Origin of the sequence: Pseudoalteromonas lipolytica, from assembly GCF_003515105.1 — a bacterium.
GTDB classification, from domain to species: domain Bacteria; phylum Pseudomonadota; class Gammaproteobacteria; order Enterobacterales; family Alteromonadaceae; genus Pseudoalteromonas; species Pseudoalteromonas lipolytica.
Genome location: NZ_CP032090.1, coordinates 525,452 through 551,302 on the forward strand (window position 1 = coordinate 525,452; position 25,851 = coordinate 551,302).

Sequence of the window (25,851 nt, forward strand, 5' to 3'; positions counted from 1 at the left end):
GATTATCCTATTTGGCTGAAAATATAGCCTTGATATGCAATAAATGCGACTAACAAAAAGCCACCTTCAATTCTATTGATACGACGTGCACCTTTTAAGTTCAATGACATGGCAATTAACACAATGGTGGCCGCTATCATAATAAGTGCATCGCGGTTAGCGGCTGATGGGTCGATAACCGATGGATTAATAATACCTGCCAGTGGCAGTACAGCCAGCAAATTAAAAATATTTGAGCCAACAATGTTGCCCAGTGCTAAATCGTCTTCATTTTTTAAGACACCTGCAATACAGGCAGCAAGCTCAGGTAAACTGGTACCAATAGCAATAATTGTTAAACCAATAACCAGATCAGAAAGACCAAAATATTTGGCAATATCAACCGCCGAACCCACTAGAAAGTGTGAGCTAATTGGTAGCAAAATCATGCCGACCACAAGCCATAATACTGCCGAACGCGTGCTGACATTATCGGGCACATCTTCACAGGCTTCACTAACAAAAGGGTCATCTTGATTTTTTGCTCGCAATGAAATGATCACTAATCCGGCAATAAATACGGCAAAAGCAAGTATTAAAGCAATCCCTTCGGCGAATGAAAAATAGTTGTCTGAAAATACATACCACGCGCCAATCGATACGATTAACACAAGTGGCATTTCGCGTTTTAGCGTCATTGAAGAAACAGACAGAGGACGTAATAGGGCCGTGACGCCCAGTACAAGCAGAATGTTGGTAATATTAGAGCCAATAGCGTTTCCGACAGCGGTATCTGTTTTGTTTGCAAGTGCTGCAGATGCCGACACCATCATTTCAGGTGCTGATGACCCCATAGCCACAACCGTTAAACCGATAATTAGGGTGGGGATCCCCATATTTTTTGCCAGCGCGGCTGCCCCATAAACAAAACGATCGGCACTCCAAACGAGTGCTGCAAAACCAATAATTAAAATGACAAAAGAAGTCACCATTGTGATACGCCAATATTACTTAAACAGATGACTGCAAATAGTAACAAAACCGAACCTGAAAGTATAAGTAAAAGAATGAGCTGGCAATGATTAAGGGCGGTGTTGTTACAATCTTAATTTAAGCGGGGGTTAAGCCATACGTTATTAGTCTTAGATTCATTTGATAGTAAATATTACAAAATTTTACGATTTGTTTTTTCCATCTTGACTAAAAAACCCTTAAAATGGCAGAACTAGTGAAAAAAGTTATGGAGAGCGACTTGTCGCAATCAATAGTAGAAATCAAGGATGTAACCTTTTCACGGGGCGATAGAATCATATATAAAAATATGAGTTTTAACATTCCGAAAGGCAAAATAACCGCTATCATGGGACCCAGCGGCATTGGTAAAACCACCATGTTGCGTTTAATTGGCGGTCAACTTAAGCCTGATTCTGGTGACATTTTATTTGAGGGCAACAGTATTCCAAGCATGTCGCGCAAGGAGCTGTACGCTGCCCGAACCAAAATGAGTATGCTGTTTCAAAGCGGCGCTTTATTTACCGATATGTCTGTATTTGACAATATCGCTTTTCCTTTGCGTGAACATACTCAACTTAGTGAAGATCTTATTCGCCTTGTCGTGCTCATGAAATTACAAGCGGTTGGTTTGCGTGGTGCGCAAGACTTAATGCCTTCAGAGTTATCTGGAGGAATGGCACGCCGTGCGGCGTTAGCGCGCTCTATTGCGCTTGACCCCGAACTTATCATGTATGATGAGCCATTCGCTGGCCAAGACCCAATTTCAATGGGGGTGTTGGTTAAATTAATAAAGTCATTAAACCAAGTGTTAGGTTTATCTTCATTAATTGTGACGCACGATGTGACAGAGGTACTCAGTATTGCTGATCATGTCATTATTATTGCTGATCAAGGCGTGATTGGTGAAGGCTCGCCTGAGCAAATGCTAAATCATCAATCAGAGCTCGTTCAGCAGTTCTTAAAAGGGTTGTCGGATGGTCCTGTCCCATTTCATTATCCTGCTCCTGCGTATGAAGAAGAGTTGTTAGGGGTACACCATGCTTGATCTATTACAGAGGTTAGGTCACAAAACGCTAGGGCGTTTTGCTGCGCTTGGTCGCTCTACGCAAATGCTGTTTGGCGCTTTGGTGAGTGTGCCAAACGTTAAAAAAGGCACGCCATTACTGATCCGCCAATTGTATATGGTGGGGTCACAGTCATTACTCATTATCATGGTATCTGGCTTATTTATCGGTATGGTGCTCGCGCTGCAGGGCTTCACCGTATTAGTTGGCTATGGCGCCGAAGACAGTTTAGGTCCCTTAGTGGCGCTGAGTTTGCTTCGTGAGTTAGGGCCTGTTGTCACCGCTTTGTTATTTGCAGGTCGAGCAGGCAGTGCGCTGACCGCTGAAATTGGTTTAATGAAAGCCACAGAACAATTATCAAGCTTAGAAATGATGGCGATAGACCCACTGAAACGCATTATTGCACCGCGTTTTTGGGCGGGTTTTATAAGCATGCCATTGTTGGCTCTTATTTTTTCTGCCGTCGCTATTATTGGGGCGCATTTAGTAGGGGTTGATTGGCTAGGTGTTGACTCAGGTAGTTTCTGGTCGATTATGCAATCACAAGTGTCATTTCAAGAAGACATTGTAAATGGCATGATTAAAAGTTTTGTTTTTGCCATGATTGTGACGTGGATTGCGCTTTACAAAGGCTATGACTGTATTCCTACTTCTGAGGGGATCAGCAAAGCGACAACAGAAACCGTTGTGCACTCGTCACTGGCAGTTTTAGGTTTTGACTTTATTTTAACAGCGGTAATGTTTACCAGCTAATTAGGGTATAAAGATGAATTCACGGAAATTAGAAATTTTAGTTGGCTTTTTTGTAGCCCTTGGTATTGCTGCGTTTGCTTTATTAGCATTTAAAGTGGCTAACGCTGGCATTAGTGGTAACGGTGAAACTTACCAACTGAATGCAAAGTTTGAAAATATTGGCTCTTTAAAAGCCCGTGCCCCAATTAAAGTCGGGGGCGTGGTGATTGGACGCGTTGAGTCTATTTCAATTCACCCAAAAGAGTTTGTGCCAGTGGTTAATATGGCCATTGACGCCAATTATTTATGTAAGTTTTCAGACACAACGTCTATCTCTATCTTAACATCAGGGATTTTAGGTGAGCAGTATTTGGGGATTAATCCTGTTATTGCACCGCAATCTGCTGAACAACGTTGTATGGGTGAAGATGTGACTGTGGATGAGCAAGATGCAGGATTGGATGATTTGTTCGGTGTTGAAAGTAGAGCGCTCGCCGATGGTGACTTTATTACCGATACAAAATCAGCGTTAGTATTAGAAGAGTTGATTGGTCAGTTCTTATTCAACCAGGGTGGTGAATAATTATGTTTAAGAAATTTTTAATCTGTTTGGCTGTGGTATTTGCGTTTAATACACAGGCCGCTGAACCCGCGGTTGATTTAAAAGACCCTTATAAAATGGTGCGTAAAGTGTCTGATAACACTTTTGCAAGAATCACCAACGATCAACCACTAATAGAGAAAGACAAAGAGTATCTTCGTACCATTGTTGAAGAAGAGTTAATGCCCTACATTGATTACAAATACGCGGCATTGCGTGTATTGGGTAATCATGTCTCAAAAGTGCGTGCGATTGAAGATAAAGAAGAAAAAGCCAAAGCGATTAAAGAGCTTCAGCGCTTTATCGATGTATTTCAAAAATATTTGATTGCCACATACGCCGGTGTGTTTACTCAGTACACCAATCAAAGTGTCGAGTTTGCACCTGCGCAGCCGTTTAAAGGCCAAGATGTTGTCGTTGTAAAAACGAAGATTGTTGAACCAGGTAAACCTGATATTAAAATCGATTTTAAAGTACGCGAAGACAGAGATGGAAATTGGCGTGCATACGATATGATTGCTGAAGGCATCAGTTTACTTGATGCTAAGCAAAGCGAAATGCAAGGTATCCTTCGCCAGCAAGGTATTGAGTATGTGAGTGACTTACTTGAGCAAAAGAGCCAGCTACCTGTTCAGTTTAGAGGCGAAGGTGGTGATGAGTAAAATATCGATTACTCAGCTTGAAGATAACCAGTTTCGAGTCAGTGGTGAACTGACTCGAAATTCAATCGGCCATGAACGCCTTCTTAACGCTAAGCCAGAATCTAAGCATAAAACATGGTATTTTGACCTTTCTGATGTATCGAGGGTTGACACAGCGGGCTTAGCTTGGTTAATTCACTCTTTCGCAGAATTAAAGCAGCAAGGTATTCGCCTTGAACTGCAAAATACACCTGAGCAATTGCAAAAATTAATGCAGTTGGGACAGGTCACAAACTTATTTGAGTGAGATTTATGGAAACAAGCCAAGTCGAAACGTTATTACGCGACGAACTAAAATTAGATGAAGTCATTGTTAAAGCAAATGGTAGCCACTATGAAGTGATTGCAGTGGGTGAGTGTTTTGACGGTTTAACTCGCGTTAAAAAACAGCAATTGGTGTATGCCCCGTTAATGTCAACTATCTCAGACGGTACAATTCATGCGGTGTCAATTAAAGCATTCACACCCACTGAATGGAAACGCGAACAAAAATTCATTTTACCTCAATAGTCGTAGGCTCCACTTATGGATCAATTCGTTATTCAAGGTGGTACCTCACTGGCAGGTGAAGTTACTATCTCTGGCGCTAAAAATGCCGCTCTTCCAATTCTTTTTGCTGCGCTTTTAGGGCAGGGTAAAAGTACTTTTAGCAATGTGCCTCGTTTACGCGATATTGGTACCACAGAGGCTTTATTAAAGACCTTAGGTGCTAATGTTGAATGGCAACAAGATACGCTGGTTATCGACGGTGCAACCGTTAATAAAACACTCGCTCCGTATGAGTTAGTAAAGCAAATGCGTGCATCAGTGCTTGCACTTGGCCCGCTTGTGGCACGTTTTGGTGAAGCACAAGTATCGCTGCCTGGCGGCTGTGCGATAGGTGCACGTCCTGTTGATATCCATATCCAAGGCCTTGAGCGTATGGGGGCGGTTATCAAAGTAGAAAACGGCTACATTAACGCCAAAGTAGACGGTCGTTTGAAAGGCGCTGAAATTTTCATGGAAATGGTAAGTGTAGGGGCCACAGAAAATTTATTGATGGCAGCGACACTGGCTGATGGCAAAACGGTGCTTGAGAATGCAGCACGTGAGCCTGAAATCACGGATCTTGCTAACTGTTTAATTGCCATGGGGGCAAAGATAACCGGAGCCGGTACGAGCCGAATTGAAGTTGAAGGTGTCGAATCACTGTCAGGCTGCGAGTACAGTATTTTACCTGACCGTATCGAAACGGGCACTTTTTTGGTTGCTGCTGCGATGGCCGGTGGTGAAGTGCTTTGTAAAAACACCGATCACCATAGCCTTGACCCTGTTATTGAGAAACTGCGTGCGACAAATGCATTCGTAGAAGTAACCGATAACAGTATTTACTTAGATATGCGTGGCCGTGAATTAAAAGCGGTGAATATTAAGACCATGCCACATCCTGGCTTCCCAACAGACATGCAAGCACAATTTACCGCGCTTAATGTTGTGGCGAAGGGCAGTGCAACAATTACCGAAACGATATTTGAAAATCGTTTTATGCATGTCCCTGAGTTACAGCGTATGGGAGCCAATATCCGCTTAGAGGGCAACACGGCGATTTGTGGTGATACCGAAAGGTTATCGGGTGCACAAGTGATGGCAACGGATTTACGTGCGTCAGCCAGTCTTATACTGACGGGGATTGTGGCACAAGGTGAAACAATCGTTGATAGAATCTATCACGTTGACCGTGGTTATCAACGCATAGAAGATAAGCTCAGTGCATTGGGTGCTAATATTAAGCGTCGTTCGAGTTAAGAACAGCACTGCTTGTTTAAAAAAAGGCCTATATTATATAGGCCTTTTTTATTGCTATAACTTGGTTTCGAGTTCTGCGACGGTGACCATTATTTTTAGAATCTTGCCATCACGGTACAGCTCAAATTCAATTTCTTTACCCGGCTCTGTATTGCCTATTTTCTCAAGCACTTGCTGTGGGTTTGCAACCGATAATCCGGCAATTTTAATGACAATATCTTGCTCTTTTATACCCGCTTGCCATGCAGGACCAAGGGGATCTAGGTTATTTATACGCATACCCGTTACTGGAGTGTAGCTGTCGCTTACATCTTTTCCGGTGCTGTCCACAGCGGTTCCAGTAAAGCCTAGATAACCACGGACGACACGGCCATGTTTAATTAGCTTTTCCATAATATCTTTTGCAAGAGAGTAGGGCACAGCAAAGAAGATACCTTGAATATCTAAGTTTTCACGGGTTTTAAATTGCGCAGATGTGATACCCACAAGGTCGCCTCGTGAGTTAACTAATGCTCCCCCTGAGTTCCCCACATTTATGGCCGCATCCATTTGTAATAGGTTATTGTAGGGGCTGTCGGTGATCTTTTGTTTGCCGGTTGCGCTAATAATCCCTTGGGTAATTGTTTGACCTAAATTGAGTGGGTTACCAATTGCGAGCACAACATCGCCTACTCGGGGCTTGAAGTTATCGTTAACAGGGATCACAGGTAAATGATCAGAATTTATTTTTAGGAGGGCTAAATCAGTTATGGTATCAAAACCAATTAGTTGAACGTCGTAAAAGCGACGGCCATCGGTTAAGATCACAATAATTTGGTCCGCATTATTGATCACATGGTAATTGGTTAATATGTAGCCATCTTGCGACATGATCACGCCAGATCCTAACTCTTGAATCGTATTTTGACGTTTGTATCGCGGTTGGTTTGAAATGCTCTCAGAAAAGATGGTCACCACCGAAGGAGCGGCTCTTTGCACAGCGCTAGAAAAGCTCATATGCTCAGACGACATCGCGGCTGGTAAGTTTACATTAGGAAAAAGTGCGCTGCGTAAACTGGGGCTAAATAACACCACCAAAAAAGCAATCCCTAATCCGGTAAAAAGTGGCGGAAGAATAAATTTAAATAGTTTTAGCACAATATTCTTATTATCAGTGAGCAATCCCCTAATGATGGCACAAAAAAAATAACAGCGGCAAGCACCGCTGTTATTTTTTCATGATTTATCAATTAAGTTTACTGGATCAGAACAAAAACAAGCTCTCTGCCGCGTTTCACACCGAGTACGATGTTACCTTGCGTGTTTTCGATAATTTTATTCATGTCACGAATATTCTCAACACGTTGGCGGTTCACTTGCATGATCACATCACCTTCTTCTAAGCCCACACGTGCGGCAGGTGAACGTGCTTCTACTGAGGCAACTTCAACACCTTTCCCATCGCTCTTTTGCGTGTTTTCAAGCGTTGCGCCTTGGAATGCAGGGTGTGTTTCTTCACCTGCTGAAACAGAAGTCGCGGCGCCATCAAGTGTGACATTTACTATTTTCACTTTGCCATCACGATAGATACCGAGCTTCACTTTTTTGCCTTCACCTAGGGTCGCAATTTTACTGCGTAGTTCGTGGAAGCCACTGATCTCAGTACCATCAACACTAATAATAACATCTCCAGCTTTTATGCCCGCTTTACTCGCTGCGGTGTCATCCATTACCTGCATGACATAGGCACCTTGCTTAACATCAAGCTTTTGCGCTTTTGCAAGCCCTGCATCCAACGGACGGCCTGAAATACCGAGTGAGCCACGGCGTACCTCACCGTGTTCAATAATTTGATCAACAAGGTTTTTCATCATTGTTGATGGAATGGCAAAGCCAATTCCCACGTTACCGCCAGAGGCACCTAAAATTGCGGTGTTAATACCGATTAACTCGCCGTTTAGATTAACAAGCGCGCCTCCCGAGTTACCTTGATTAATCGCAGCATCGGTTTGGATGAAATCTTCATAGCCCTCTATATTTAGACCACTGCGGCCAAGGGCACTTACGATCCCAGAGGTTACAGTGTGGCTTAAACCAAACGGGTTACCAATCGCGACAGCAAAATCACCGACGCGAAGCTTATCTGAATCTGCAATTTTTAAAGCGGTTAAATCCTCAGCATCGATTTGTAACAAGGCAATATCAGACTCTTTGTCACTGCCAATTTTTGTTGCTTCATACTCACGGCCATCTTCAAGCGTGACCACCATTTTTTCGGCATCTTCAACAACGTGATTATTGGTCACTACATAACCTTCATCGGCATCGATAATCACACCAGAACCAAGACCACTAAATTGACGCTTTTGACTGCCCCCACGCGGCACACCAAAAAAGTCATCGAAAGGGGTTGCTCTACGGCGGACTTCTTTAGACCCTGATACTTGAATACTCACGACGCCTGGGGTGATCTGTTCAAGCATTGGTGCGAGCGTTGGCAGTTGTTGACCATTGACAGCCACCGGAAGTTTGGCCATTGAAATACCAGGGGTTAACAATAAGCTAGTAGATAAAATAGCAGCACTAATAACAGATAATTTCATTTTCATAGTCTGGGTTTACTCCACTTCAGAGATAAAGCAAAAACTAAAAAGGGCTGCACAAGCAGCCCTTTTCTTCGTTTAGATATAAAGCTGTTATATCTAAAGACTATGGGGTCAAAAAAAAGTTCATCAAGAGGCTTTAGAATGTTCTGAAACTTTATTTGAACCAGCAAATAGACCTGTTTCACCTACTACATAGTCGGCTGGCTGCGCTTCTGCGTTTGAGCGATCGCTTTGGCGGTCTTGTAATGAATGTTGTAATTGCTCCGTGGTTTCTTTTGAAAAAAACGGCTCATTAGGGTGCTGCTTTTTATCTGTTAGGAGTAACTTATTTGTTTCTTCAACATGATTGAGCAATTGATCGTAGTTGTCTTTCATTTTTGAAACCAGTTTGCCAGTGCTGGCAAGGTGATCGGCAACGTCTTGACGATATTGTTCAAGTGCATTGTTGGCTTGTTCTACTTGATGCTCTAGCTCGTCTTGTTTAAATTGCTTTTTGGTTACAAATGCACCAATAAAGAATGCTGCGATTGCAACGATGATTAAAATACCTACCCAGGTAATTGTGCCCATAAATCCACCCCTTTGGGAAAAATAACTAAAACTTATGCCTTAAAAGCATTTATAGTCCAATCTTTATTAAAATATGCTTAATTTGATTGTGAAATCATACTGCGGGCTAATATACCCTGAGATACGATGCGTGTTAATATACTGTGCAAATTTAACTGTGTTTTATTGTAACGACCTATGACTCCTTGGCAGAAATACCAACAAGATTTACAACGTGAAGACTTCGTACATGATGCAGCGCAAGAAAATGCGGTTCGTCATTTGCAAAGACTCTATGATGACTTAACTGCTGACAAGCCAGCCGCCAAGGGATGGTTTGCCAAGCTCTTTTCTAAAGATAGCACGCCAGCTATAAAAGGGCTTTATTTTTGGGGCGGTGTTGGTAGAGGTAAGACCTATTTGGTTGATACATTTTACGAAGCACTGCCTACTGAGCGTAAAATGCGTGTGCACTTTCACCGGTTTATGCACCGTGTACATGATGAGCTTAAAAAGTTAAAAAACACCAGTAATCCACTGAACGTCGTTGCTGATATCTTTAAGTCGGAGACAGATATTATTTGTTTCGATGAGTTTTTTGTACAAGATATCACGGATGCAATGTTGCTAGGCGGCCTGATGGAAGCCTTGTTCGAGCGCGGTATTGTGCTTGTGGCAACGTCGAATATTGTTCCGGATGAGCTATATAGAAATGGCTTGCAGCGTGCGCGATTCTTACCAGCAATTGAATTAGTAAAAGCAAATACTGAAATAGTAAATGTTGATTCAGGGGTTGATTACCGTTTACGGACCTTAGAGCAGGCCGAAATTTTTCATAGTCCGCTCGATGCGCAAGCAGACGCAAACTTATTTGAATACTTTGATAAGCTTTCACCTGAGCCCGGCATTTTAGATACCGCTATTGAAATAGAAGGGCGCATGATAAAAACCCGTAAAGTGTCTGATTGTATCGTGATGTTTGATTTTAGCGAGTTGTGTGAAACAGCCCGTAGTCAGGTCGACTATATGGAGATCAGCCGTTTATACAACACCGTCATACTCTCGAATGTAAAAGCATTAGGACAAGCAAATGACGATGCCGCACGTCGTTTTATTGCATTGGTTGATGAGTTTTACGAGCGCAATGTGACGCTTATTATTTCTGCAGAAAAACCGATCACTGAACTTTACAGTGAAGGTAACTTAAACTTTGAATTTAAGCGCTGTATTAGCCGATTACAAGAAATGCAGTCGCTCGAATATTTAGCGCGAGAGCATTTAGCATAGTCATTGTTGAGTTGTTTTTTGTGAGTTTTCAGAAATTAGCCACTTGAGATGACGCTTTCTTTATAAATAAGTTGATAAAAAAGCCATCGCTCACATTAAGTGCGTAAATATTATTTCTGATTTCTGATTTCTGATTTCTGATTTCTGATTTCTGATTTCTGATTTCTTAGAATAAAAAACAACCATCATCTAGCAATGTGGTTTAAGTGCTGGTATACTCCCGCGTCTGCCACGTTGCGTTCTATTGCCAGATATTAGTTTAGCCTCTAATTGATGGCGCAAAGTCTTAAACTCGAAGGGGTTAAAGCATTCAACTTAGAGCGGTAATTAAAAATAATTACCTGTGGTTTTAAATTAAAAAACATTGGATTTTAATAAATGAAAACGTTTGTTGCTAAGCCAGAAACAGTAAAACGTGACTGGTACGTAGTTGACGCTGAAGGTAAAACTTTAGGTCGCATCGCTACTGAAATCGCTCGTCGCCTACGCGGTAAGCATAAAGCTGAGTACACTCCTCACGTAGATACTGGTGATTACATCATCGTTATCAACGCAGAGAAAGTTACTGTTACTGGTAATAAAGCAAAAGACAAAATGTACCACTCACATACTGGTTTCCCAGGTGGTCTTAAGTCTACTACTTTCGACAAGCTTCAAGCTGCAAAGCCTGAAATGATCATCGAAAAAGCTGTTAAAGGCATGTTGCCACGTGGTCCTTTAGGCCGCGCTATGTACCGTAAACTTAAAGTTTACGCGGGTACTGAGCACAACCATGCTGCACAACAGCCTCAGGTTCTAGACATTTAAGGAGCACTATCATGGCAAATCAATACTACGGTACAGGTCGTCGTAAAAGTTCAAGTGCTCGCGTATTCTTACGCCCAGGCACTGGTAACATCGTAATTAACAAGCGCTCTCTAGAAGAGTACTTCGGTCGTGAAACTGCTCGCATGGTTGTTCGTCAAGCATTAGAGCACGTTGAAATGACTGAAAAGTTTGACTTACACATCACTGTTTCAGGTGGTGGTACTACTGGTCAAGCTGGTGCTATCCGTCACGGTATCACTCGTGCACTTATGGAGTTTGACGAGTCATTACGTCCTACACTTCGTAAAGCAGGCTTCGTTACTCGTGATGCGCGTAAAGTTGAACGTAAGAAAGTGGGTCTTAAGAAAGCTCGTAAGCGTCCACAATTCTCAAAACGTTAATATTTACGTTTATCAGAATTTCAAAAACCCAGCTTCGGCTGGGTTTTTTGTTTTCAGCTATTTCTTCTAGGAATTAGACGTTAGAAATTAGAAGTTAGAAATTAGAAGTTAGAAGTTAGAAGTTAGAAGTTAGAAGTTAGAAGTTAGAAGTTAGAAGTTAGAAGTTAGAAGTTAGAAGTTAGAAGTTAGAAGTTAGAAGTTAGAAATTAGACGTTAGAAATTAGACGTTAGATCACACACATAAAAAGCGTGTTTGAGGTTAAAGTAATTTATTTTGTTCTAACCACTAACCACTAACCACTAACCACTAACCACTAACCACTAACCACTAACCACTAAATTTACGATTACTGATGTGAATAGGGATCAAACAGAGAAAGTTGTAACCTGCGTATGGTCCATTTTTTTCGTTCGATATTTAACCGGTCTTGGCAATTCCTTCGTATTACATTAAAAAAACTTCACGATTTCGCAAAATAAGCTCAAATCCATCAGTTAATTGATGAATTTTTTTGCTACAATTGGGGGGCAAGTAATGTGAGTGAGTTCAACAACAGCTAATGCAGATTTCTGTTTCCTCTTAGTGAGGTTGATCTTGGTCAGTATATTGTTTTTTATATGCGTTATCATAACCAACGGCTTCATACTCGAGCTTACCCAAATTAATAATTCATTAAATGGGGTTTATTCGAGCATGGGACTGTGAATAACCTTGTTTTAATCAAGGGTTTTAATTATGATCGCGTCTATTTTAAAATTTCTAAAAATTAACCTGCTGTAACTGATGTTCTCAATATGGCAAGTGTTGGGAATCATAGTGGAGATAAGTGGATGAGCAATGCGCCTGTAGACAATGGCCGACGTCGCTTTTTAACCATAGCTACCTCTGTTGTTGGTGGTGTTGGTGCGGCTGGGGCTGCTGTTCCTTTTATTGCGTCTTGGAATCCAAGTGAGCGAGCTAAATCTGCGGGTGCGCCTGTAGAAGTAGATATCAGCAAGCTTGAGCCAGGACAATTAATTCGTGTTGAGTGGCGAGGAAAACCTGTTTGGGTTATCAATCGTACACCAAAAATGCTTGAGCAGATGAAAGCTCACGAGGGGCAACTTCGTGATCCAGCGTCTGAAGAGCCTCAACAACCTGAATCATCAACGAACGAATACCGTTCGCAACGTCCAGAAATTTTCGTTGCTGTTGGTATTTGTACGCACTTAGGTTGTTCACCAAGCTTCTTACAAGGTGGCTTTGGTGAGAAAGTTGAAGGCACAGATGATGGTTTCTTCTGTCCGTGTCACGGTTCTAAATTTGATATGGCGGGTCGTGTATTCCAATCTGTACCTGCACCATTGAATCTAGAGATTCCTCCGTATACCTTCCTTGATGACACGACTATTTTAGTCGGTGAAGAAAAAGGAGCGGCGTAATGTTTGGTAAAATTATTGGTTGGATCGACGATCGTATTCCAATGACTCGTGTTTGGAACATGCACATTGCACAGTATCCAGCACCTAAAAACTTTAACTTCTGGTACTTCTTTGGCTCATTAGCTATGTTAGTGCTTGTTAACCAGATCGTAACAGGCATTTGGTTAACAATGAACTTTGTACCATCAGCTGAAGGTGCATTCGCATCAGTAGAATACATCATGCGTGATGTTGAATACGGTTGGTTACTTCGTTACCTACACTCGACAGGTGCATCAGCGTTCTTTATCGTTGTTTATCTGCACATGTTCCGTGGCATGATCTACGGTTCTTACCAAAAACCACGTGAGTTACTGTGGTTGTTCGGTATGTTCATCTTCTTAGCGCTAATGGCTGAAGCTTTCATGGGTTACTTACTACCTTGGGGACAAATGTCGTTCTGGGGTGCGCAGGTAATCATTTCACTGTTCGGTGCGATTCCGGTTATTGGTGATGATTTAACGCTTTGGATCCGTGGTGACTACGTAATTTCGGGTGCGACGCTTAACCGCTTCTTTGCACTACACGTAATCGCGCTTCCTTTAGTTATCGTTATCTTAGTGTTCTTACACATTGTTGCGTTACACGAAGTGGGTTCAAACAACCCAGACGGTGTTGAAATTAAGCGTAAGAAAGGCTCTGTGGCTGAAGAAGATAAGCCTAAATTTAAATTCCACGAGTATTACACCAACAAGAAAGACATTGTTGATGCAATTCCGTTCCACCCTTACTACACAGTTAAAGATATTGTGGGTGTGGTTGGTTTCTTAATCTTATTCTGTTGGGTTGTATTCTTTATGCCTGCGATGAATGGTTTCTTCTTAGAAGCGCCAAACTTCGAAGCAGCGAACCCACTGAAAACACCTGAGCACATTTTCCCTGTTTGGTACTTTACGCCATTCTATGCGATTCTGCGCGCTATCCCAGATAAACTAATTGGTGTTATCGCGATGGGTGCATCTATCGTAGTGCTTGCGTTACTACCTTGGATTGACCGTGGTTCGGTTCGTTCTATTCGTTATCGTTGTGGCTTACACAAGTTAAACATTGCTCAATTCGTGGTAACGTTTGTTATCTTAGGTTGGGTTGGTGCAACACCACAAACTGATTTCAAAACGCTGTTATCGCAAATCACGACTGTGACATACTTTATGTTCTTCGTATTGTTATTTGTTTACAGCAAGAACGAGAAAACTAAGCCATTACCAACGAGGTTGACGAAATGATGAAAAAGCTAATTATCGGTTTATTCGCATTGTTGCCAACGTTGACGATGGCAGCAGGTCCTTCGGTTCCTTTAATGGACGCGAACATTGACCTAAAAGACAATGCGTCTTTGCAACGTGGTGCTAAATTGTTCATGAACTACTGTCTTGGTTGTCACCAAATGCAGTATCAACGTTATGAGCGTACGTTCCGCGATATCGGTATTCCTACTGAAATTGGTCAAGAGCAACTTATTTTTGACGGTTCAAAAGTAGGTAGCCACATCAAGAATGCAATTGCGAAAGATGACGCAGCTAAATGGTTTGGCGCAGCGCCACCGGACTTAACGCTTGTAGCGCGAGTTCGTGGTACTGACTGGATCTATACGTATCTGAAGTCATTTTATAAAGATGAATCTCGCCCGTTTGGTGTAAACAACATTGTTTTCCCATCGGTAGGTATGCCGCACGTTCTTCAAGAACTACAAGGTTTACCGACACCTATCACTGAAGAAGTCGAGGAACATGGTCACACAGTGACTAAGGTTGTTGGCACTGAAACAGATGGTACAGGTGAAATGAGTGACGACGAGTACGATCGTGCTGCTCGTGACTTAACTAACTTCTTAGCTTACGTAGGCGAACCGTCACGTTTAGAGTCAGAAGCGTTAGGTCTTAAGGTAATTGGTTTCTTAGTGATTCTATTTATCTTGGCATTCATGCTGAAGAAAGAATACTGGAGAGATGTTCACTAATTCTGGACGTTTTGAAAGGTAATTTTGTGATAGGGGCTTAAGCCCCTATTGCTGTTTTTGTAATATAATGGAGGTAGGCATGGCCGTAGCTGCCAATAAGCGCCCTGTAATGACCCTGTTTTCTGGTGCTAACTGTATGTATAGCCATCAAGTACGCATTGTACTTGCTGAAAAAGGTGTAAGTGTTGACATTCACCTGGCTGAAAAGGATAACCTGCCAGAAGCACTTCATGAAATTAACCCTTACGGTACAGTACCCACACTGATCGATCGTGAGCTTGGTTTATATCAGGCAAACATCATCATGGAATACCTTGATGAACGTTTTCCTCATCCTCCACTAATGCCTGTTTATCCGGTTATGCGTGGCCGTAGTCGCTTAATGATGCACCGTATTGATACTGATTGGTACAGCTTAGCGAATAAAATCACAAGCGGTAGCAGTGAAGCAGCACAAGCACGTAAAGAGCTAACTGAAGCATTACTTGCAATTGCACCAATCTTCTCTGAAGCGCCTTATTTCATGAGCGAAGAATTCAGCTTAGTTGATTGTTATTTAGCACCGCTATTATGGCGTTTACCTGAACTGGGCATTGAGCTTTCAGGTTCGGGAGCTAAAGAACTTAAAGAATACATGCTGCGTTTATTTGAGCGTGAATCTTTCCAAGCTTCATTGACTGAAGCAGAGCGTGAGATCCGTTTATAATGACGCCAAATCGTCCTTATTTACTACGCGCTTTCTTTGATTGGATTGTTGATAATCAGTGTACACCGCACCTTGTTGTGAACGCTGATTTTCCTGCTGTACAAGTACCAACGCAATTTGTTCAAGACGGTCAAATTGTCTTAAACATTAGCCCATCGGCAGTTACAAACTTTGCTATGGATAACCAACAGCTAAGCTTTAATGCCCGCTTTGGTGGTCAACCGATGCAAGTGTATGTGCCTATGGGGGCTGTGCTCGCAATTTATGCACGTGAGAATGGTGAAGGGACTGTATTTACTGCAGAAGAATTCATCGAGGACGAAGAAGAGTTTGCTCCGGTATTAGAAAGTGTTGAAACGCCTGACGATATTTCGCCAGATGATGAGCCACCTGCTAAGCCTGAGAAAAAGAAGGGTGCTCACTTACGAGTGATCAAGTAGCCTTTTCAAATGCTCAAAAAAAACCCGCTTAAATGCGGGTTTTTTATTAATGAATATTGAGTGATTAACTATAAATACTCAAACACCTTAATGACACGCTCTACACCTGAGATGTTACGGGCAACATCAACCGCTAAATTAGCCTCCGTATCGCTCACTAAGCCCATTAAAAATACCTCGCCATTCTCTGTGACAACTTTAATGTTATTGGCACTGATGTTCTCTGCGGTAATAAGCTGCGTTTTAACTTTTGAGGTTAACCACGAATCGTGAGTTTGCGTACTCATGCCTATATTTGAGCTGATGCGAATTTGATTATGAATTTTACGAATACCGTCAACACCTTCGATTGCTCGTTGCGCTTCGTCTTTCATTTCTTGGTTGGCGACTTGGCCTATCATCAGCACAATGCCATTAACGCTAACAACATTTACATTCGCGTATTTATGTATGCGCTCGTTTTCACTCAGTGCGATAGAGCTTTTTATTTCGATATTATTATCGTCAATTTGCGAGCCAATAGTACGACGGTCATTGGCCGCAGTGACAGCACCTGCGGTACCAGCAACAACTGCAGCTGCACAGCCTTGCAGCAATAAAATGGTACCAAGTACAATAAGAGACTGTTTAAACATTAATTTTCTTCCTGTGGGAATAAGGTTAAATCGATAAGCTCGCTCAGGCAGTGCAAGTTCACTAAATGAGATTCAACAATGCGGCTAGGGCGTTTTGATGGCACGCGGATTTCAACATCGTTAGGGCCAAGCAAGCCAACTAATTCACCCCCATCGTCACCTACTAACACAATCACTTTCATATCGCGAGTTAAGGCCGCTTCTACGGCAGAAATTATTTGCTTTTCATTACCATTGACGGCGATAGCTAGCAGTAAGTCACCTTGTTGTGCGAAAGCACGGATTTGCCTTGCAAAGGTTTCGTGATCATCAATATTGTTGTTGGGACCTAAGTTAACTTGCTCCTGTGCCAAGGCTACTGCAGGTAGACACGGACGCTCAGTTTCGTAAAAGTTAATTAATAAACCAGCCATATGTTGTGCAAGCATATGGCAACTCGCGGTACCACAGCATAACAATTTATTACCATTGATAAGGCTTTGTGCAATGGTAAATGCCGCTGATTCAAGGGCGCTTGGGAGCACCTCGCCAGCCGCAATTTGAACTTGAATATTCTCGGTGAAAATCTTTTTTATTGTATCTTGCATAACCTACCAATTAAGCCGACGCCAAGCGGCGTTAGTACACATTTTTAAACCAGTTTATTTCGCTATTTAGTTCACCTGTTATGGCAACATAATCAATTCGCATAGCCTGATTTGATAATTTTTTTTCAGCAAGGTAATGGGCGATCGTTCGTCTAAGCCGTTGCTGTTTTTGCTTACTGAGCGCGTAATTTGCACCACCGCGAAGTTTGTTTTTTCTAAATTTCACTTCAACAAACACCAAGGTTTGCCCTTCGCGCATAATGAGATCAAGCTCACCATATTGGCATAAATAATTACGCCCAATGGCTGTTAGGCCATATTGCTTTAAATACTGCTCAGCCTGTTGTTCATAGTACAGGCCTTTTTCGCGGCTATTGTGCCACAATTGTTTAAACCACGACATGCTTTCATCCTTGTGCTGTCGTTACTTAATCAGCCGAATTAATCCCTGTTGCCGATTGCATAAATAACGGAATCGGTTGCTCTGTTGCTAATTCAACGGCAATGATTTGTTTGTTTTTGTACTGCGCCCAATCTAACGTACGGGTAACATACCCATTCGTTTCAATACTTAATTCGCCACTGATGCCAGCAAAACGTTTTCCTTGAATCATACTTAGTTGCTTAACATCACCTAATAGGCTGGTTGCATCATATGCCATGGCAAATAAGCGCTGACTTATATCTGTATTTTCAGGCCATAAGCGTTCGTATTGCTGACGCAAGTTATGCTGCTTTATCTGACCGTCAAGCATCCAAGGTAGTTCAGTAAAATACAGCCCTTCTAGATCACCTTTATCGGTACTGTCTATTTGTTTGCTATGGCTTTTAGAGCTTGCGTATAGCGGAATACGATCTGCGAAAGTACTTACATTAACATCTAAGTACGGTTTGATGAGGCGAGTTTCAGTTGCATCACCTAAAATATAAATAACATCAATATCGCTACGCGAGCGAGTTTCACTTTCGACTTCTTGCTTAAAGAGCGACTTAACCACTTGGATCCGCTCTTTACTTTGGTCCACTTCTAACAAGCCCGTGATAGTTTTTGGCATGTCATCTTTACCTGCGTAAAAACCAACTTGTGGTTTCACTTCACTGTAACGTTGCCATTGTTGGTTAAAGTACTCAACGAGGCGCTGGCCGTTACTGTTGTTTGGAGCAAGTAGCATTGGCTTTTGGTAACCAGCGGTTAAAAAGCGCTCTAATGCTTGTTGTATTTCGTGTTCAGGGCTTAATGCAAAGAAAAAATGCTGCTGTGAGATACGCTCACCCTCAAAACTATTAAGATGCATAACAGGGTAATCAATCAGCGTTTGTGCTGTGCTTAGCTTTTCAATATTACTTTTAAGCAATGGGCCAATCACAAAGTCAGCTTTAAATTCACTGAGTTTTAAGCTGATTTCAGCGGCAGAAAGTGATTCATCAATAAACAGTGTTTGTTCAAGTGGATGAGTATCAAGTGCGGCAAGTACACCCGCTTTTAATGCGTCGCCTAAGCGTTCGTTAGCGCCTGATAGTGGAATAAGCACCGCTAAACGATTGACATTAAGAGGCTCAACTTGCACAAGCTCAGTGACTTTCTTAGGTAAAATCTCTGCTGCAGGGTGACCTGGATAGCGTCGCATCCAGTTATTCATCGCTTGATGCAATTCAACCGGCGCCCCTAAATACACTTGGTGATAAAGCGCCAGATTAACCCAACCTTGTTGTACCACCGAGCCGCGATTAAAGCGCTCAAGCGCATAAGAAGATAGTTGAGTAAGGCTTGCCCATAAGTCTTTATTTAAATCAGCAACCGTGAAATTATTTTCGTTGCTAATGGTTGATGCTGCAAAGTAATAAGGCATTGCTTGTTTAGGCATGCCTTGTGATGCATAAACGCGAGCCGTTAAATATTGATGCCATGCTTTATGCTCTGGCAAGGTGAGTTGTGATTCGAGCAACTGTAGTTGCTCTAATGCGCGATCACTTTTACCTTGTTTCTCTTGTGCTAAAGCAATGTAAAGCTTGTTTTGAATTTGATCTACGCTTGGTGTGCTCTCGAGCTCAAAACAGATTGTTTCAAGCAATGACCAGCGCTGCTCAGTAATTGCTGCATCGCGAGCGGTATAAAGTAATTGAATTTTATCGGCACCTTGGCGATTTAACGCTGCTTGGTACATTGATTGCGCATCGGTTAGTTGTGATAGGGCTGTGTTTGCTTGCCCCGACTGATTTTCTGCCGTATTTGATGGTTTTTCGGTTGTGCTACAAGCCGATAACCCCGACAATACAATTAATAGACTAACAAGTTTAAGTCGCACAATGATTTCCCAATACGTTAACGCGATTTGCTTATATTACTGACTGACGCAGGAGACCTCAATGTTAAATGAGGAGAATTCAGATAAAATCGGCACTCTTTACATTGTAGCCACACCAATTGGCAACTTTGATGACATCAGCCAGCGTGCCATACAAACCCTATCTGAGGTTGACTTAATAGCCGCTGAAGATACTCGTCACACAGGAAAGTTGCTAAGCCACTTTAATATCAAAGCAAAAACCTTTGCTTTGCATGATCACAATGAAAAACAAAAAGCCCAGCAAATCGTCGATTGGCTAGAGCAAGGAATGAATATCGCGTTGGTTTCAGATGCGGGCACGCCACTGATCAGTGACCCGGGTTATGCCGTGGTAAACTTGTGTCGTGAGCAAGGTGCACATGTTACACCAGTACCTGGTGCATGTGCAGCCATTACGGCAGTGTGTTGTTCTGGTTTGCCGACCGACCGCTTTCAGTTTATCGGTTTTACACCTGCGAAAAGTAAAGCCAGACAAACTTTTTTTATTGAGGCTGTTAATTCAGGTATCACGAGCATTATGTACGAAAGTACCCACCGCATCATGGCAAGCCTTGATGATTTAGAAGCCGCATTAGGCTCAGACCAACCGGTGGTATTTGCCAAAGAATTGACCAAAACATTCGAAACTTTTTTCAATGGCAGCGTTGCTGAGCTAAAGCAGTTTTTAACGAATGATCCAACAAAGCAGCGCGGCGAAATAGTATTAATGCTGCCGGGTAAAGCGAAGCAAAGCGATGATATCCCAGAAGATGCCCGCCGTATGCTTGGCTTACTCGAAGCCGAAATGCCACTTAAAAAAGCCTGTGGCGTGGTTGCAGAGTATTTCGGTTTAAAGAAAAACGCGCTTTATAAAGCAATTATTGACGAAAAAGACTAATTCTTTACTGCACTCGGCTGCATGCTCAGGTATACTGCGCGCCGAGTCAGCCGAGATAATCGCTGCCTGCAACGAAAATGCGCAGGGGGAGGAAAGTCCGGGCTCCACAGGGCAGGGTGCCAGCTAACGGCTGGGGGGCGCGAGCCTACGACAAGTGCAGCAGAGAGGAGACCGCCAACTTCGGTTGGTAAGGGTGAAAGGGTGCGGTAAGAGCGCACCGGGCCACTGGTAACAGTTGGTTGCAAGGTAAACTCCACCCGGAGCAAGACCAAATAGGGTTCTATCATTTTAAATAATGAACGCGTGGCCCACGTGAGAACCGGGTAGGTTGCTTGAGCCATAGAGCGATTTATGGCCTAGACGAATGATTATCCACGACAGAACCCGGCTTACTGGCTGACTCACCAAATTAATGAAAGCCCACAGTGAAAACTGTGGGCTTTTTGCTTTCTAAATCACAAGCAATTTTTAACCAAGTATAATCATTCCCTAATCGCCATCATTATTGATCTTGAACAAGGTTGCTACGTTGACTCTGTTTCACAGAATGATACAGTGAATTTGAACTTTAATTCTAGCCAAAGGAGCTGCCCATGCTAGGCGAAAAACACTCGTTATTGAATGAATTCCCAGAGTTTAATGAATTAATCCACAACCTTGCCAAAAGCGATGCCCATTTTAAAAATACCATGCAACGATACGATGACATGGATAAAGAAATTAGAGAGCTTGAGCTTAATAGTTCTCCGATTGATGACAGTGAAATGCATGAAAAGAAACACCAAAGAGCTGCGCTGAAAGACGAACTTTATGATTTCTTAAAAGCGAAAGCATAAAACAGAAAATGACACCTAATGCCCCTTGCTCTTATGACTCTCGCTGACAAGGGGTGTTATTTCCCAGTTAACCCTAATTTATACCTTTCTAACGCTTTTAATTCCCTTATTTTCAATAGTTTTATATGTTAGTAACTGTTTATTCAGATTTTTTAAATGGGTGGAATTTATATGTTTGCGAAGGGAGCAATCAAAGCCGTCTCACTGTGTATTATGGCTATGTCTGTCAGCCTGAGTGCCGCAGCAAGTATCAACAATACAGAGACTATGTGGCCAGGCACGGTTTACAACACGGATATACCTACATTTAAGCAGGTTCTTGGTTATGATGTAGGTGAGCGCATTACTAATTACAACGATATGCGTCGTTATTTAACAGCCCTTGAGCAAGCCGCTCCTGAGCGTATTAAAGTTTTTAAGTATGCAAACAGCTGGGAAGGTCGTGAGCTTGTTTATGCGGTTGTTGGCACCGCTGAGCATATTCGCTCATTAGAAACCCTTGCAAAAAACACGCAATCGCTGGCAGACCCACGAAGTACATCTGCGAAAGATGCAAAGTCACTCATCAAAAACTTACCCACTTCAGTGTGGCTGCAGTATGCAGTACACGGTAATGAAATTAGCTCGACCGATGCGGCACTGTTCACCGCTTACCATTTATTAGCGGCACCGAACGATACCATTAACAGTAAAATATTAGAGAATACCGTTGTATTTATTGATCCCCTACAAAACCCTGATGGCCGTGAGCGCTTTGTTTCTCGCTATTATGCCACTGTCGGATTAGAGCACAGCGCAGACCGTTTAAGTGCAGAGCATAATGAGCCTTGGCCTCGAGGTCGAGTTAATCATTATCTGTTCGATATGAATCGTGATTGGTTAGCACTTACTCAGCCTGAAACAAAGGGGAGAGTAGCTGCAATTAATAAATATAAACCTCAAGTGGTGGTTGATATTCATGAAATGGGCGGCGATCAATCATATTATTTTGCGCCGGCTGCTCAGCCATTCAATCCCCATATGACAAAAACGCAAATAGCCAATATGGATGCTATTGGCCAAAATCATGCTAAATATTTTGATGAGTTTGGCTTTGATTATTTTACCCGCGAAATTTTTGATGCTTTTTATCCTGGGTACGGTGATAGTTGGCCTGTATTTTATGGTGCGTCAGCATCAACCTACGAAGTAGGCTCTGCTCGCGGCCATGTTTTTGAAAAAAACACCGGTGAACTTCTCACTTATTTTAATACAGTGAAGCGTCAGTTTGTGGCATCAATTTCTACCGCCGAAGGTGCAGCTAATCAACGTGAGAAGCTACTTAATGACTTTTACCAATATCAAGTTGATGCAATTGATTCAGGTAAGAAGAGTAAAGAACGTGTGTATATTTTACCGAACCAAAGTAACCGTGAAGGAACGCATAAACTTGCGACGTTAATGGCTGAACACGGCGTAGAAGTTCAACAAGCAAATGAAGATTTCAAAGCATGCGGTGTTAAATACAAAGCGGGTAGCTACTTTATTGATACAGCGCAGCCGCGTGGTGTATTTGTTCGTACTACATTTACAGACCAAGTTGATATGGCTGAAGCCTTTGTGAAAGAACAAGAAAGACGCCGTGCTCGTAACCTAGGCGACGAAATTTATGATGTCACAGGCTGGTCGCTGCCAATGATGTTTAATGTTGATAGCGATAGCTGTAGTAAGGCTGTGAGCGCTGACAGTAAAGCGGTTCAGGCTAACGACACACTGATTGGTAAAGTGAATAACCCAGAAGCCTCAGTGGCTTATATAGTTGCTTGGGGCGACACGGCCGCTGCACGCTTTTTAACCGCAGCGCTGCAAGCAGGCGTTAAGCTTAAAAGTGCTGACCAAGCATTTGTATTAGGTGATAAAACTAACTACCCAGCGGGCAGTTTAGTGATTGAAAAGCGCTTAAACGATAAAGACTTACTGACTAAAATTAGTCAAATTGCAGAGCAAACAGGTGCCATAGTCGATGGTGTTGATTCAAGCTGGGTGATTGATGGCCCCAGTTTTGGTAGTAATAAAACAGTGCCAATGGTGGCGCCAAAAGTGGCGATTGCATGGGATGTACCTACTAGTGAGCTAAGCGCTGGTAACACCCGTTTTGTTATAGAAAGACAGCTCGGCTATCCGGTAACGGCTATTCGTACACCAATGCTTGCATGGGCTGATTTAAGTGATTACCAAGTGTTGATTTTACCGGAAGGTAATTACGAGCAAGCATTAGGTAAATCGGGCGCGGCTAATTTAAAAAGCTGGGTTGAAGCTGGTGGCGTGTTGATTGCACTCGGTAATGCAAACCGCTTTACCACCCATGCTGATTACGGCTTATTAGATGTTAAGCGCGAGCAAGCCTACCGAGAAGAAAAAGCCGACAGCAGCGATGATAAAAGCAGTAAAGTGGCAGGGCAGTTATTCGCTTCTCGTGATGATTTAAAAGCAGCGAGCATCGAACCACACACCTCGCCAGACTATGTAGCCGGTGTACTTGCTAATGTTGAAGTAGACCAAGAGCATTGGTTAACCGCAGGCGTCGATAAAAATTTAGTGGCGGTGGCTTACGGTAATGATATTTACACGCCAATTAAACTTAACTCAGGCAAAAACTTAGCGTGGTTCACAGGTAAAGACGATGTACTGGCGAGTGGTTATTTGTGGCAGCAAAACAAAGCTCAGCTAGCTTACAAGCCGCTCCTTGTTCATCAACCACTAGGTAAAGGCATGGTGATAGGCTTTACACAATCACCGACGTATCGCGCCTACCTTGAAGGCATGAATGTATTGCTCACTAACACGATTTTCCGTGCTGCAGCTCATGCTCAGTAAGGTTTAGAACAAATCGAAATGCCCGGCCAAGTTGCGGGCTTTTTCGTGTTTAAAGCTTCTCTCAACATCTAAAATAAAAAAGCCCGCAGGGCAAAGGGCGGGCTTTTTAGTGTTCCATGGAGAGGAAGTGTTAAGACACAATCCCGAGTGGCTTACCTGTTTGCCAAGCGCCACGGGTAAAGTCTGGTATCGTTTTGCTGTTACTTCTGTCTGCAACCGATGCCATACTTTGTGGAAAGATAGATGACCAGGCTGCAGCATCGTAAACATCTTGATCCAGTGGTTCATTGTTACGCAAGCAGTAAATCATGCGCCATAACATTATGAAATCCATGCCGCCGTGACCACCGTTGCGAACGGCTTCTTCACCCATACGTTGCCATAATGGATGATCAAACTCTGCACGCCATTTTTCCATATCGTGATCCCAGCGATGGAAATTTTGCATATGTGGTTTACGGCCTTGTGAGCCCGCACTTTCCCATGCTGCTACTTCAGCTTCATATTGCTGCTGGTAGATTTTTGCAATGGCTGGTGGTACATCTTCTAGGGCAATGCGGTTAGGAAAACCTGCAAATGTCCCATTAGTACCTTGAATTAGGTTATGGCGGCTGTACGGGCGTGGGCTTGTGGTGTCGTGCTGAACCATAATGCTTCGGCCTTTCACTGTTTTAATAATGCTGGTGTTCATGTCGCCAGCAGTAAATTTCAGTGAACGACGTTCGTGGCCTGCAGGAAATTCACGTTCTGCGTAGGCTGCACGGCCAAGTGCAGGTGAGCTGACTGATGTTACGAAATCAAAGCGATCACCCCGGTTGATGTTCATATATTGAGAAACGGGGCCTAAGCCATGAGTGGGGTATAAGTTACCGTTTACTTTTGTATGCCAGTAAGTACGCCACGAGCCGGTACTGCGGTCAATTTCTTTCATTTGCCAACGCAGGTCATGAATATAAGCGGCTTCACCATGCAGTAACTCGCCAAATACGCCTTTACGAACCATGTTTAGAACCATTAACTCGTCACGGCCGTAGTTAACGTTTTCCATCATCATGCAGTTCTTTTGAGTGCGCTCAGCAGTGTTTACTAGTTGCCAGCACTCTTCCATAGTGGTTGCTGCGGGTACTTCAACAAAGGCATGTTTACCACTTTCCATGGTTTCAACACTCATTGGTGTGTGCCAACGCCAAGGTGTTGAAATGATCACGATGTCGATGTCATTGCGAGCCAGCATGTCTAAATAGGCTTTATCAGACCCCGTGTAAGCAGTTGGTTTAGGTAAGCCTTTTTCAACAACATAGTTAATTGATTTCTCGAGCATTAGCTGATCTGTGTCACAGATAGCTTTAATTTCAACACCTTCAATGTGGCAAAGGTGTTTTACATGGCCGCTACCACGTTGACCAACGCCAATAAAACCAACACGTACCACATCCATCGCAGGCACAGCTAAGCCCATTACGCTTTTACCTTGTGACGCAAGTGGTGTGCTTTGATTATCACCTTGTTGGCTTTTCGCACAGCCAGTCACGACTGTCGCGGCGGTAATAGCTGCGGCAGATTTTAAAAAACGTCGTCTATCTATTGTCATAACGATACCTAAATCACTGAGATTATTTTAATAGTGGGTTTCAGTTGTT

Annotated in this window: 27 protein-coding genes and 1 other RNA gene; 19 read left to right on the forward strand and 9 right to left on the reverse strand. The window is 42.8% G+C overall.

Going from position 1 to position 25,851, the window contains the following annotated elements:
• Nucleotides 1-2 precede the first annotated feature (2 nt).
• The gene (locus D0907_RS02465; RefSeq protein ID WP_036971303.1) at nt 3-971 is read right to left on the reverse strand and encodes a calcium/sodium antiporter; all 969 of its coding nucleotides are present in this window, start codon (nt 969-971) and stop codon (nt 3-5) included.
• A gap of 248 nt (nt 972-1,219) precedes the next feature.
• Here D0907_RS02465 and D0907_RS02470 point away from each other — a divergent pair, with 248 nt between their 5' ends.
• Genes D0907_RS02470 through murA form a run of 7 tightly spaced genes read left to right on the forward strand, consistent with a single transcriptional unit; the run spans nt 1,220 to nt 5,876 of the window.
• Nucleotides 1,220-2,038 carry an ATP-binding cassette domain-containing protein gene (locus tag D0907_RS02470; RefSeq protein WP_074989679.1) on the forward strand — a complete coding sequence of 273 codons (819 nt, stop codon included), beginning with the start codon at nt 1,220-1,222 and terminating at the stop codon, nt 2,036-2,038.
• The gene (gene mlaE / locus D0907_RS02475) at nt 2,031-2,810 is read left to right on the forward strand and encodes a lipid asymmetry maintenance ABC transporter permease subunit MlaE (RefSeq protein WP_065978179.1); all 780 of its coding nucleotides are present in this window, start codon (nt 2,031-2,033) and stop codon (nt 2,808-2,810) included. The genes D0907_RS02470 and mlaE overlap by 8 nt, the downstream gene beginning before the upstream one ends.
• A 13-nt stretch (nt 2,811-2,823) precedes the next feature.
• Nucleotides 2,824-3,372 carry an outer membrane lipid asymmetry maintenance protein MlaD gene (mlaD, locus tag D0907_RS02480; RefSeq protein ID WP_036971296.1) on the forward strand — a complete coding sequence of 183 codons (549 nt, stop codon included), beginning with the start codon at nt 2,824-2,826 and terminating at the stop codon, nt 3,370-3,372.
• 2 nt (nt 3,373-3,374) lie between these two features.
• Nucleotides 3,375-4,052: an MlaC/ttg2D family ABC transporter substrate-binding protein gene (locus tag D0907_RS02485; protein ID WP_036971294.1), complete on the forward strand. Its 678-nt coding sequence runs from the start codon at nt 3,375-3,377 to the stop codon at nt 4,050-4,052.
• Nucleotides 4,045-4,338 carry an STAS domain-containing protein gene (locus tag D0907_RS02490; protein WP_036971292.1) on the forward strand — a complete coding sequence of 98 codons (294 nt, stop codon included), beginning with the start codon at nt 4,045-4,047 and terminating at the stop codon, nt 4,336-4,338. The genes D0907_RS02485 and D0907_RS02490 overlap by 8 nt, the downstream gene beginning before the upstream one ends.
• A gap of 5 nt (nt 4,339-4,343) precedes the next feature.
• Nucleotides 4,344-4,601 carry a BolA family protein gene (locus tag D0907_RS02495; protein WP_065978178.1) on the forward strand — a complete coding sequence of 86 codons (258 nt, stop codon included), beginning with the start codon at nt 4,344-4,346 and terminating at the stop codon, nt 4,599-4,601.
• Nucleotides 4,602-4,616: 15 nt separating this feature from the next.
• A complete protein-coding gene (gene murA, locus D0907_RS02500; protein ID WP_036971287.1) occupies nt 4,617-5,876 on the forward strand; it encodes a UDP-N-acetylglucosamine 1-carboxyvinyltransferase in 1,260 nt (419 codons plus the stop codon).
• A 54-nt stretch (nt 5,877-5,930) separates the two neighbouring features.
• On the opposite strand, the gene D0907_RS02505 is transcribed toward murA, so the two are convergent.
• From D0907_RS02505 to D0907_RS02515, 3 genes are all read right to left on the reverse strand, one after another.
• On the reverse strand, nt 5,931-7,013 hold the full coding sequence (locus tag D0907_RS02505) for a trypsin-like peptidase domain-containing protein (protein ID WP_036971284.1): 1,083 nt from the start codon (nt 7,011-7,013) through the stop codon (nt 5,931-5,933).
• A 98-nt stretch (nt 7,014-7,111) separates the two neighbouring features.
• Nucleotides 7,112-8,464, reverse strand: coding sequence for a Do family serine endopeptidase (locus D0907_RS02510; RefSeq protein WP_036971282.1), 1,353 nt, complete (start codon nt 8,462-8,464; stop codon nt 7,112-7,114).
• Between the two features lie 123 nt (nt 8,465-8,587).
• Nucleotides 8,588-9,031 (reverse strand): Z-ring associated ZapG family protein, encoded by a 444-nt coding sequence (locus D0907_RS02515; protein ID WP_036971279.1) that lies wholly within the window; start codon nt 9,029-9,031, stop codon nt 8,588-8,590.
• Between the two features lie 177 nt (nt 9,032-9,208).
• Here D0907_RS02515 and zapE point away from each other — a divergent pair, with 177 nt between their 5' ends.
• The 8 genes from zapE to D0907_RS02555 all read left to right on the forward strand — a co-directional run bounded on the left by zapE (nt 9,209) and on the right by D0907_RS02555 (nt 16,072).
• Complete coding sequence (gene zapE / locus D0907_RS02520) at nt 9,209-10,297, forward strand: cell division protein ZapE (RefSeq protein WP_036971276.1); 1,089 nt, start codon at nt 9,209-9,211, stop codon at nt 10,295-10,297.
• Nucleotides 10,298-10,675: 378 nt separating this feature from the next.
• Nucleotides 10,676-11,104 carry a 50S ribosomal protein L13 gene (gene rplM / locus D0907_RS02525; RefSeq protein WP_036971273.1) on the forward strand — a complete coding sequence of 143 codons (429 nt, stop codon included), beginning with the start codon at nt 10,676-10,678 and terminating at the stop codon, nt 11,102-11,104.
• Between the two features lie 8 nt (nt 11,105-11,112).
• Entirely contained in the window at nt 11,113-11,505 is a 393-nt protein-coding gene (gene rpsI, locus D0907_RS02530; RefSeq protein ID WP_095209788.1) for a 30S ribosomal protein S9, read from the forward strand.
• A gap of 831 nt (nt 11,506-12,336) precedes the next feature.
• Nucleotides 12,337-12,927: a ubiquinol-cytochrome c reductase iron-sulfur subunit gene (gene petA, locus D0907_RS02535; RefSeq protein ID WP_036971266.1), complete on the forward strand. Its 591-nt coding sequence runs from the start codon at nt 12,337-12,339 to the stop codon at nt 12,925-12,927.
• Nucleotides 12,927-14,192: a cytochrome b gene (locus tag D0907_RS02540; protein ID WP_036971263.1), complete on the forward strand. Its 1,266-nt coding sequence runs from the start codon at nt 12,927-12,929 to the stop codon at nt 14,190-14,192. Before petA ends, D0907_RS02540 begins: the two co-directional genes overlap by 1 nt.
• On the forward strand, nt 14,189-14,926 hold the full coding sequence (locus D0907_RS02545) for a cytochrome c1 (RefSeq protein WP_036971260.1): 738 nt from the start codon (nt 14,189-14,191) through the stop codon (nt 14,924-14,926). Before D0907_RS02540 ends, D0907_RS02545 begins: the two co-directional genes overlap by 4 nt.
• Nucleotides 14,927-15,005: 79 nt before the next feature.
• Nucleotides 15,006-15,632, forward strand: coding sequence for a stringent starvation protein SspA (gene sspA / locus D0907_RS02550; protein ID WP_036971257.1), 627 nt, complete (start codon nt 15,006-15,008; stop codon nt 15,630-15,632).
• Entirely contained in the window at nt 15,632-16,072 is a 441-nt protein-coding gene (locus D0907_RS02555) for a ClpXP protease specificity-enhancing factor (RefSeq protein ID WP_036971255.1), read from the forward strand. Before sspA ends, D0907_RS02555 begins: the two co-directional genes overlap by 1 nt.
• 68 nt (nt 16,073-16,140) lie before the next feature.
• Here D0907_RS02555 and dolP read toward each other — a convergent pair whose 3' ends face one another.
• From dolP to D0907_RS02575, 4 genes are read right to left on the reverse strand one after another with little or no spacing between them, the layout of a single operon-like run.
• Nucleotides 16,141-16,707, reverse strand: a complete 567-nt coding sequence (gene dolP, locus D0907_RS02560) for a division/outer membrane stress-associated lipid-binding lipoprotein (protein WP_036971254.1) — start codon at nt 16,705-16,707, stop codon at nt 16,141-16,143.
• Nucleotides 16,707-17,294, reverse strand: coding sequence for an SIS domain-containing protein (locus D0907_RS02565; RefSeq protein ID WP_036971252.1), 588 nt, complete (start codon nt 17,292-17,294; stop codon nt 16,707-16,709). Before D0907_RS02565 ends, dolP begins: the two co-directional genes overlap by 1 nt.
• Before the next feature lie 31 nt (nt 17,295-17,325).
• Nucleotides 17,326-17,697 (reverse strand): YraN family protein, encoded by a 372-nt coding sequence (locus tag D0907_RS02570; RefSeq protein WP_036971250.1) that lies wholly within the window; start codon nt 17,695-17,697, stop codon nt 17,326-17,328.
• Between the two features lie 25 nt (nt 17,698-17,722).
• On the reverse strand, nt 17,723-19,600 hold the full coding sequence (locus tag D0907_RS02575) for a penicillin-binding protein activator (RefSeq protein WP_065978175.1): 1,878 nt from the start codon (nt 19,598-19,600) through the stop codon (nt 17,723-17,725).
• A gap of 61 nt (nt 19,601-19,661) precedes the next feature.
• Here D0907_RS02575 and rsmI point away from each other — a divergent pair, with 61 nt between their 5' ends.
• The 4 genes from rsmI to D0907_RS02595 all read left to right on the forward strand — a co-directional run bounded on the left by rsmI (nt 19,662) and on the right by D0907_RS02595 (nt 24,211).
• Nucleotides 19,662-20,519 (forward strand): 16S rRNA (cytidine(1402)-2'-O)-methyltransferase, encoded by an 858-nt coding sequence (gene rsmI / locus D0907_RS02580; RefSeq protein ID WP_036971244.1) that lies wholly within the window; start codon nt 19,662-19,664, stop codon nt 20,517-20,519.
• Between the two features lie 42 nt (nt 20,520-20,561).
• An RNA gene (rnpB, locus tag D0907_RS02585) (RNase P RNA component class A) lies at nt 20,562-20,927 on the forward strand.
• 185 nt (nt 20,928-21,112) lie between these two features.
• Complete coding sequence (locus tag D0907_RS02590; protein WP_036971241.1) at nt 21,113-21,355, forward strand: HP1242/YdcH family protein; 243 nt, start codon at nt 21,113-21,115, stop codon at nt 21,353-21,355.
• Nucleotides 21,356-21,526: 171 nt separating this feature from the next.
• Nucleotides 21,527-24,211, forward strand: coding sequence for a M14 family metallopeptidase (locus tag D0907_RS02595; RefSeq protein ID WP_065978174.1), 2,685 nt, complete (start codon nt 21,527-21,529; stop codon nt 24,209-24,211).
• A gap of 130 nt (nt 24,212-24,341) precedes the next feature.
• On the opposite strand, the gene D0907_RS02600 is transcribed toward D0907_RS02595, so the two are convergent.
• Nucleotides 24,342-25,802: a Gfo/Idh/MocA family protein gene (locus tag D0907_RS02600; RefSeq protein WP_074988818.1), complete on the reverse strand. Its 1,461-nt coding sequence runs from the start codon at nt 25,800-25,802 to the stop codon at nt 24,342-24,344.
• Between the last annotated feature and the right edge of the window lie 49 nt (nt 25,803-25,851).

What these genes read in the sequence shown, in the direction of transcription:
- D0907_RS02555 (WP_036971255.1), top strand. Translation starts at nt 15,632, where the DNA reads ATGACGCCAAATCGTCCTTATTTACTACGCGCTTTCTTTGATTGGATT.
- D0907_RS02490 (WP_036971292.1), top strand. Translation starts at nt 4,045, where the DNA reads ATGAGTAAAATATCGATTACTCAGCTTGAAGATAACCAGTTTCGAGTC.
- D0907_RS02540 (WP_036971263.1), top strand. Translation starts at nt 12,927, where the DNA reads ATGTTTGGTAAAATTATTGGTTGGATCGACGATCGTATTCCAATGACT.
- D0907_RS02515 (WP_036971279.1), bottom strand. Translation starts at nt 9,031, where the DNA reads ATGGGCACAATTACCTGGGTAGGTATTTTAATCATCGTTGCAATCGCA.
- D0907_RS02485 (WP_036971294.1), top strand. Translation starts at nt 3,375, where the DNA reads ATGTTTAAGAAATTTTTAATCTGTTTGGCTGTGGTATTTGCGTTTAAT.
- D0907_RS02495 (WP_065978178.1), top strand. Translation starts at nt 4,344, where the DNA reads ATGGAAACAAGCCAAGTCGAAACGTTATTACGCGACGAACTAAAATTA.
- D0907_RS02590 (WP_036971241.1), top strand. Translation starts at nt 21,113, where the DNA reads ATGCTAGGCGAAAAACACTCGTTATTGAATGAATTCCCAGAGTTTAAT.
- D0907_RS02600 (WP_074988818.1), bottom strand. Translation starts at nt 25,802, where the DNA reads ATGACAATAGATAGACGACGTTTTTTAAAATCTGCCGCAGCTATTACC.
- D0907_RS02570 (WP_036971250.1), bottom strand. Translation starts at nt 17,697, where the DNA reads ATGTCGTGGTTTAAACAATTGTGGCACAATAGCCGCGAAAAAGGCCTG.
- D0907_RS02510 (WP_036971282.1), bottom strand. Translation starts at nt 8,464, where the DNA reads ATGAAAATGAAATTATCTGTTATTAGTGCTGCTATTTTATCTACTAGC.
- mlaE (WP_065978179.1), top strand. Translation starts at nt 2,031, where the DNA reads ATGCTTGATCTATTACAGAGGTTAGGTCACAAAACGCTAGGGCGTTTT.
- rsmI (WP_036971244.1), top strand. Translation starts at nt 19,662, where the DNA reads ATGTTAAATGAGGAGAATTCAGATAAAATCGGCACTCTTTACATTGTA.
- sspA (WP_036971257.1), top strand. Translation starts at nt 15,006, where the DNA reads ATGGCCGTAGCTGCCAATAAGCGCCCTGTAATGACCCTGTTTTCTGGT.
- D0907_RS02470 (WP_074989679.1), top strand. Translation starts at nt 1,220, where the DNA reads ATGGAGAGCGACTTGTCGCAATCAATAGTAGAAATCAAGGATGTAACC.
- rplM (WP_036971273.1), top strand. Translation starts at nt 10,676, where the DNA reads ATGAAAACGTTTGTTGCTAAGCCAGAAACAGTAAAACGTGACTGGTAC.
- petA (WP_036971266.1), top strand. Translation starts at nt 12,337, where the DNA reads ATGAGCAATGCGCCTGTAGACAATGGCCGACGTCGCTTTTTAACCATA.
- murA (WP_036971287.1), top strand. Translation starts at nt 4,617, where the DNA reads ATGGATCAATTCGTTATTCAAGGTGGTACCTCACTGGCAGGTGAAGTT.
- D0907_RS02465 (WP_036971303.1), bottom strand. Translation starts at nt 971, where the DNA reads ATGGTGACTTCTTTTGTCATTTTAATTATTGGTTTTGCAGCACTCGTT.
- D0907_RS02565 (WP_036971252.1), bottom strand. Translation starts at nt 17,294, where the DNA reads ATGCAAGATACAATAAAAAAGATTTTCACCGAGAATATTCAAGTTCAA.
- dolP (WP_036971254.1), bottom strand. Translation starts at nt 16,707, where the DNA reads ATGTTTAAACAGTCTCTTATTGTACTTGGTACCATTTTATTGCTGCAA.
- D0907_RS02595 (WP_065978174.1), top strand. Translation starts at nt 21,527, where the DNA reads ATGTTTGCGAAGGGAGCAATCAAAGCCGTCTCACTGTGTATTATGGCT.
- zapE (WP_036971276.1), top strand. Translation starts at nt 9,209, where the DNA reads ATGACTCCTTGGCAGAAATACCAACAAGATTTACAACGTGAAGACTTC.
- mlaD (WP_036971296.1), top strand. Translation starts at nt 2,824, where the DNA reads ATGAATTCACGGAAATTAGAAATTTTAGTTGGCTTTTTTGTAGCCCTT.
- D0907_RS02545 (WP_036971260.1), top strand. Translation starts at nt 14,189, where the DNA reads ATGATGAAAAAGCTAATTATCGGTTTATTCGCATTGTTGCCAACGTTG.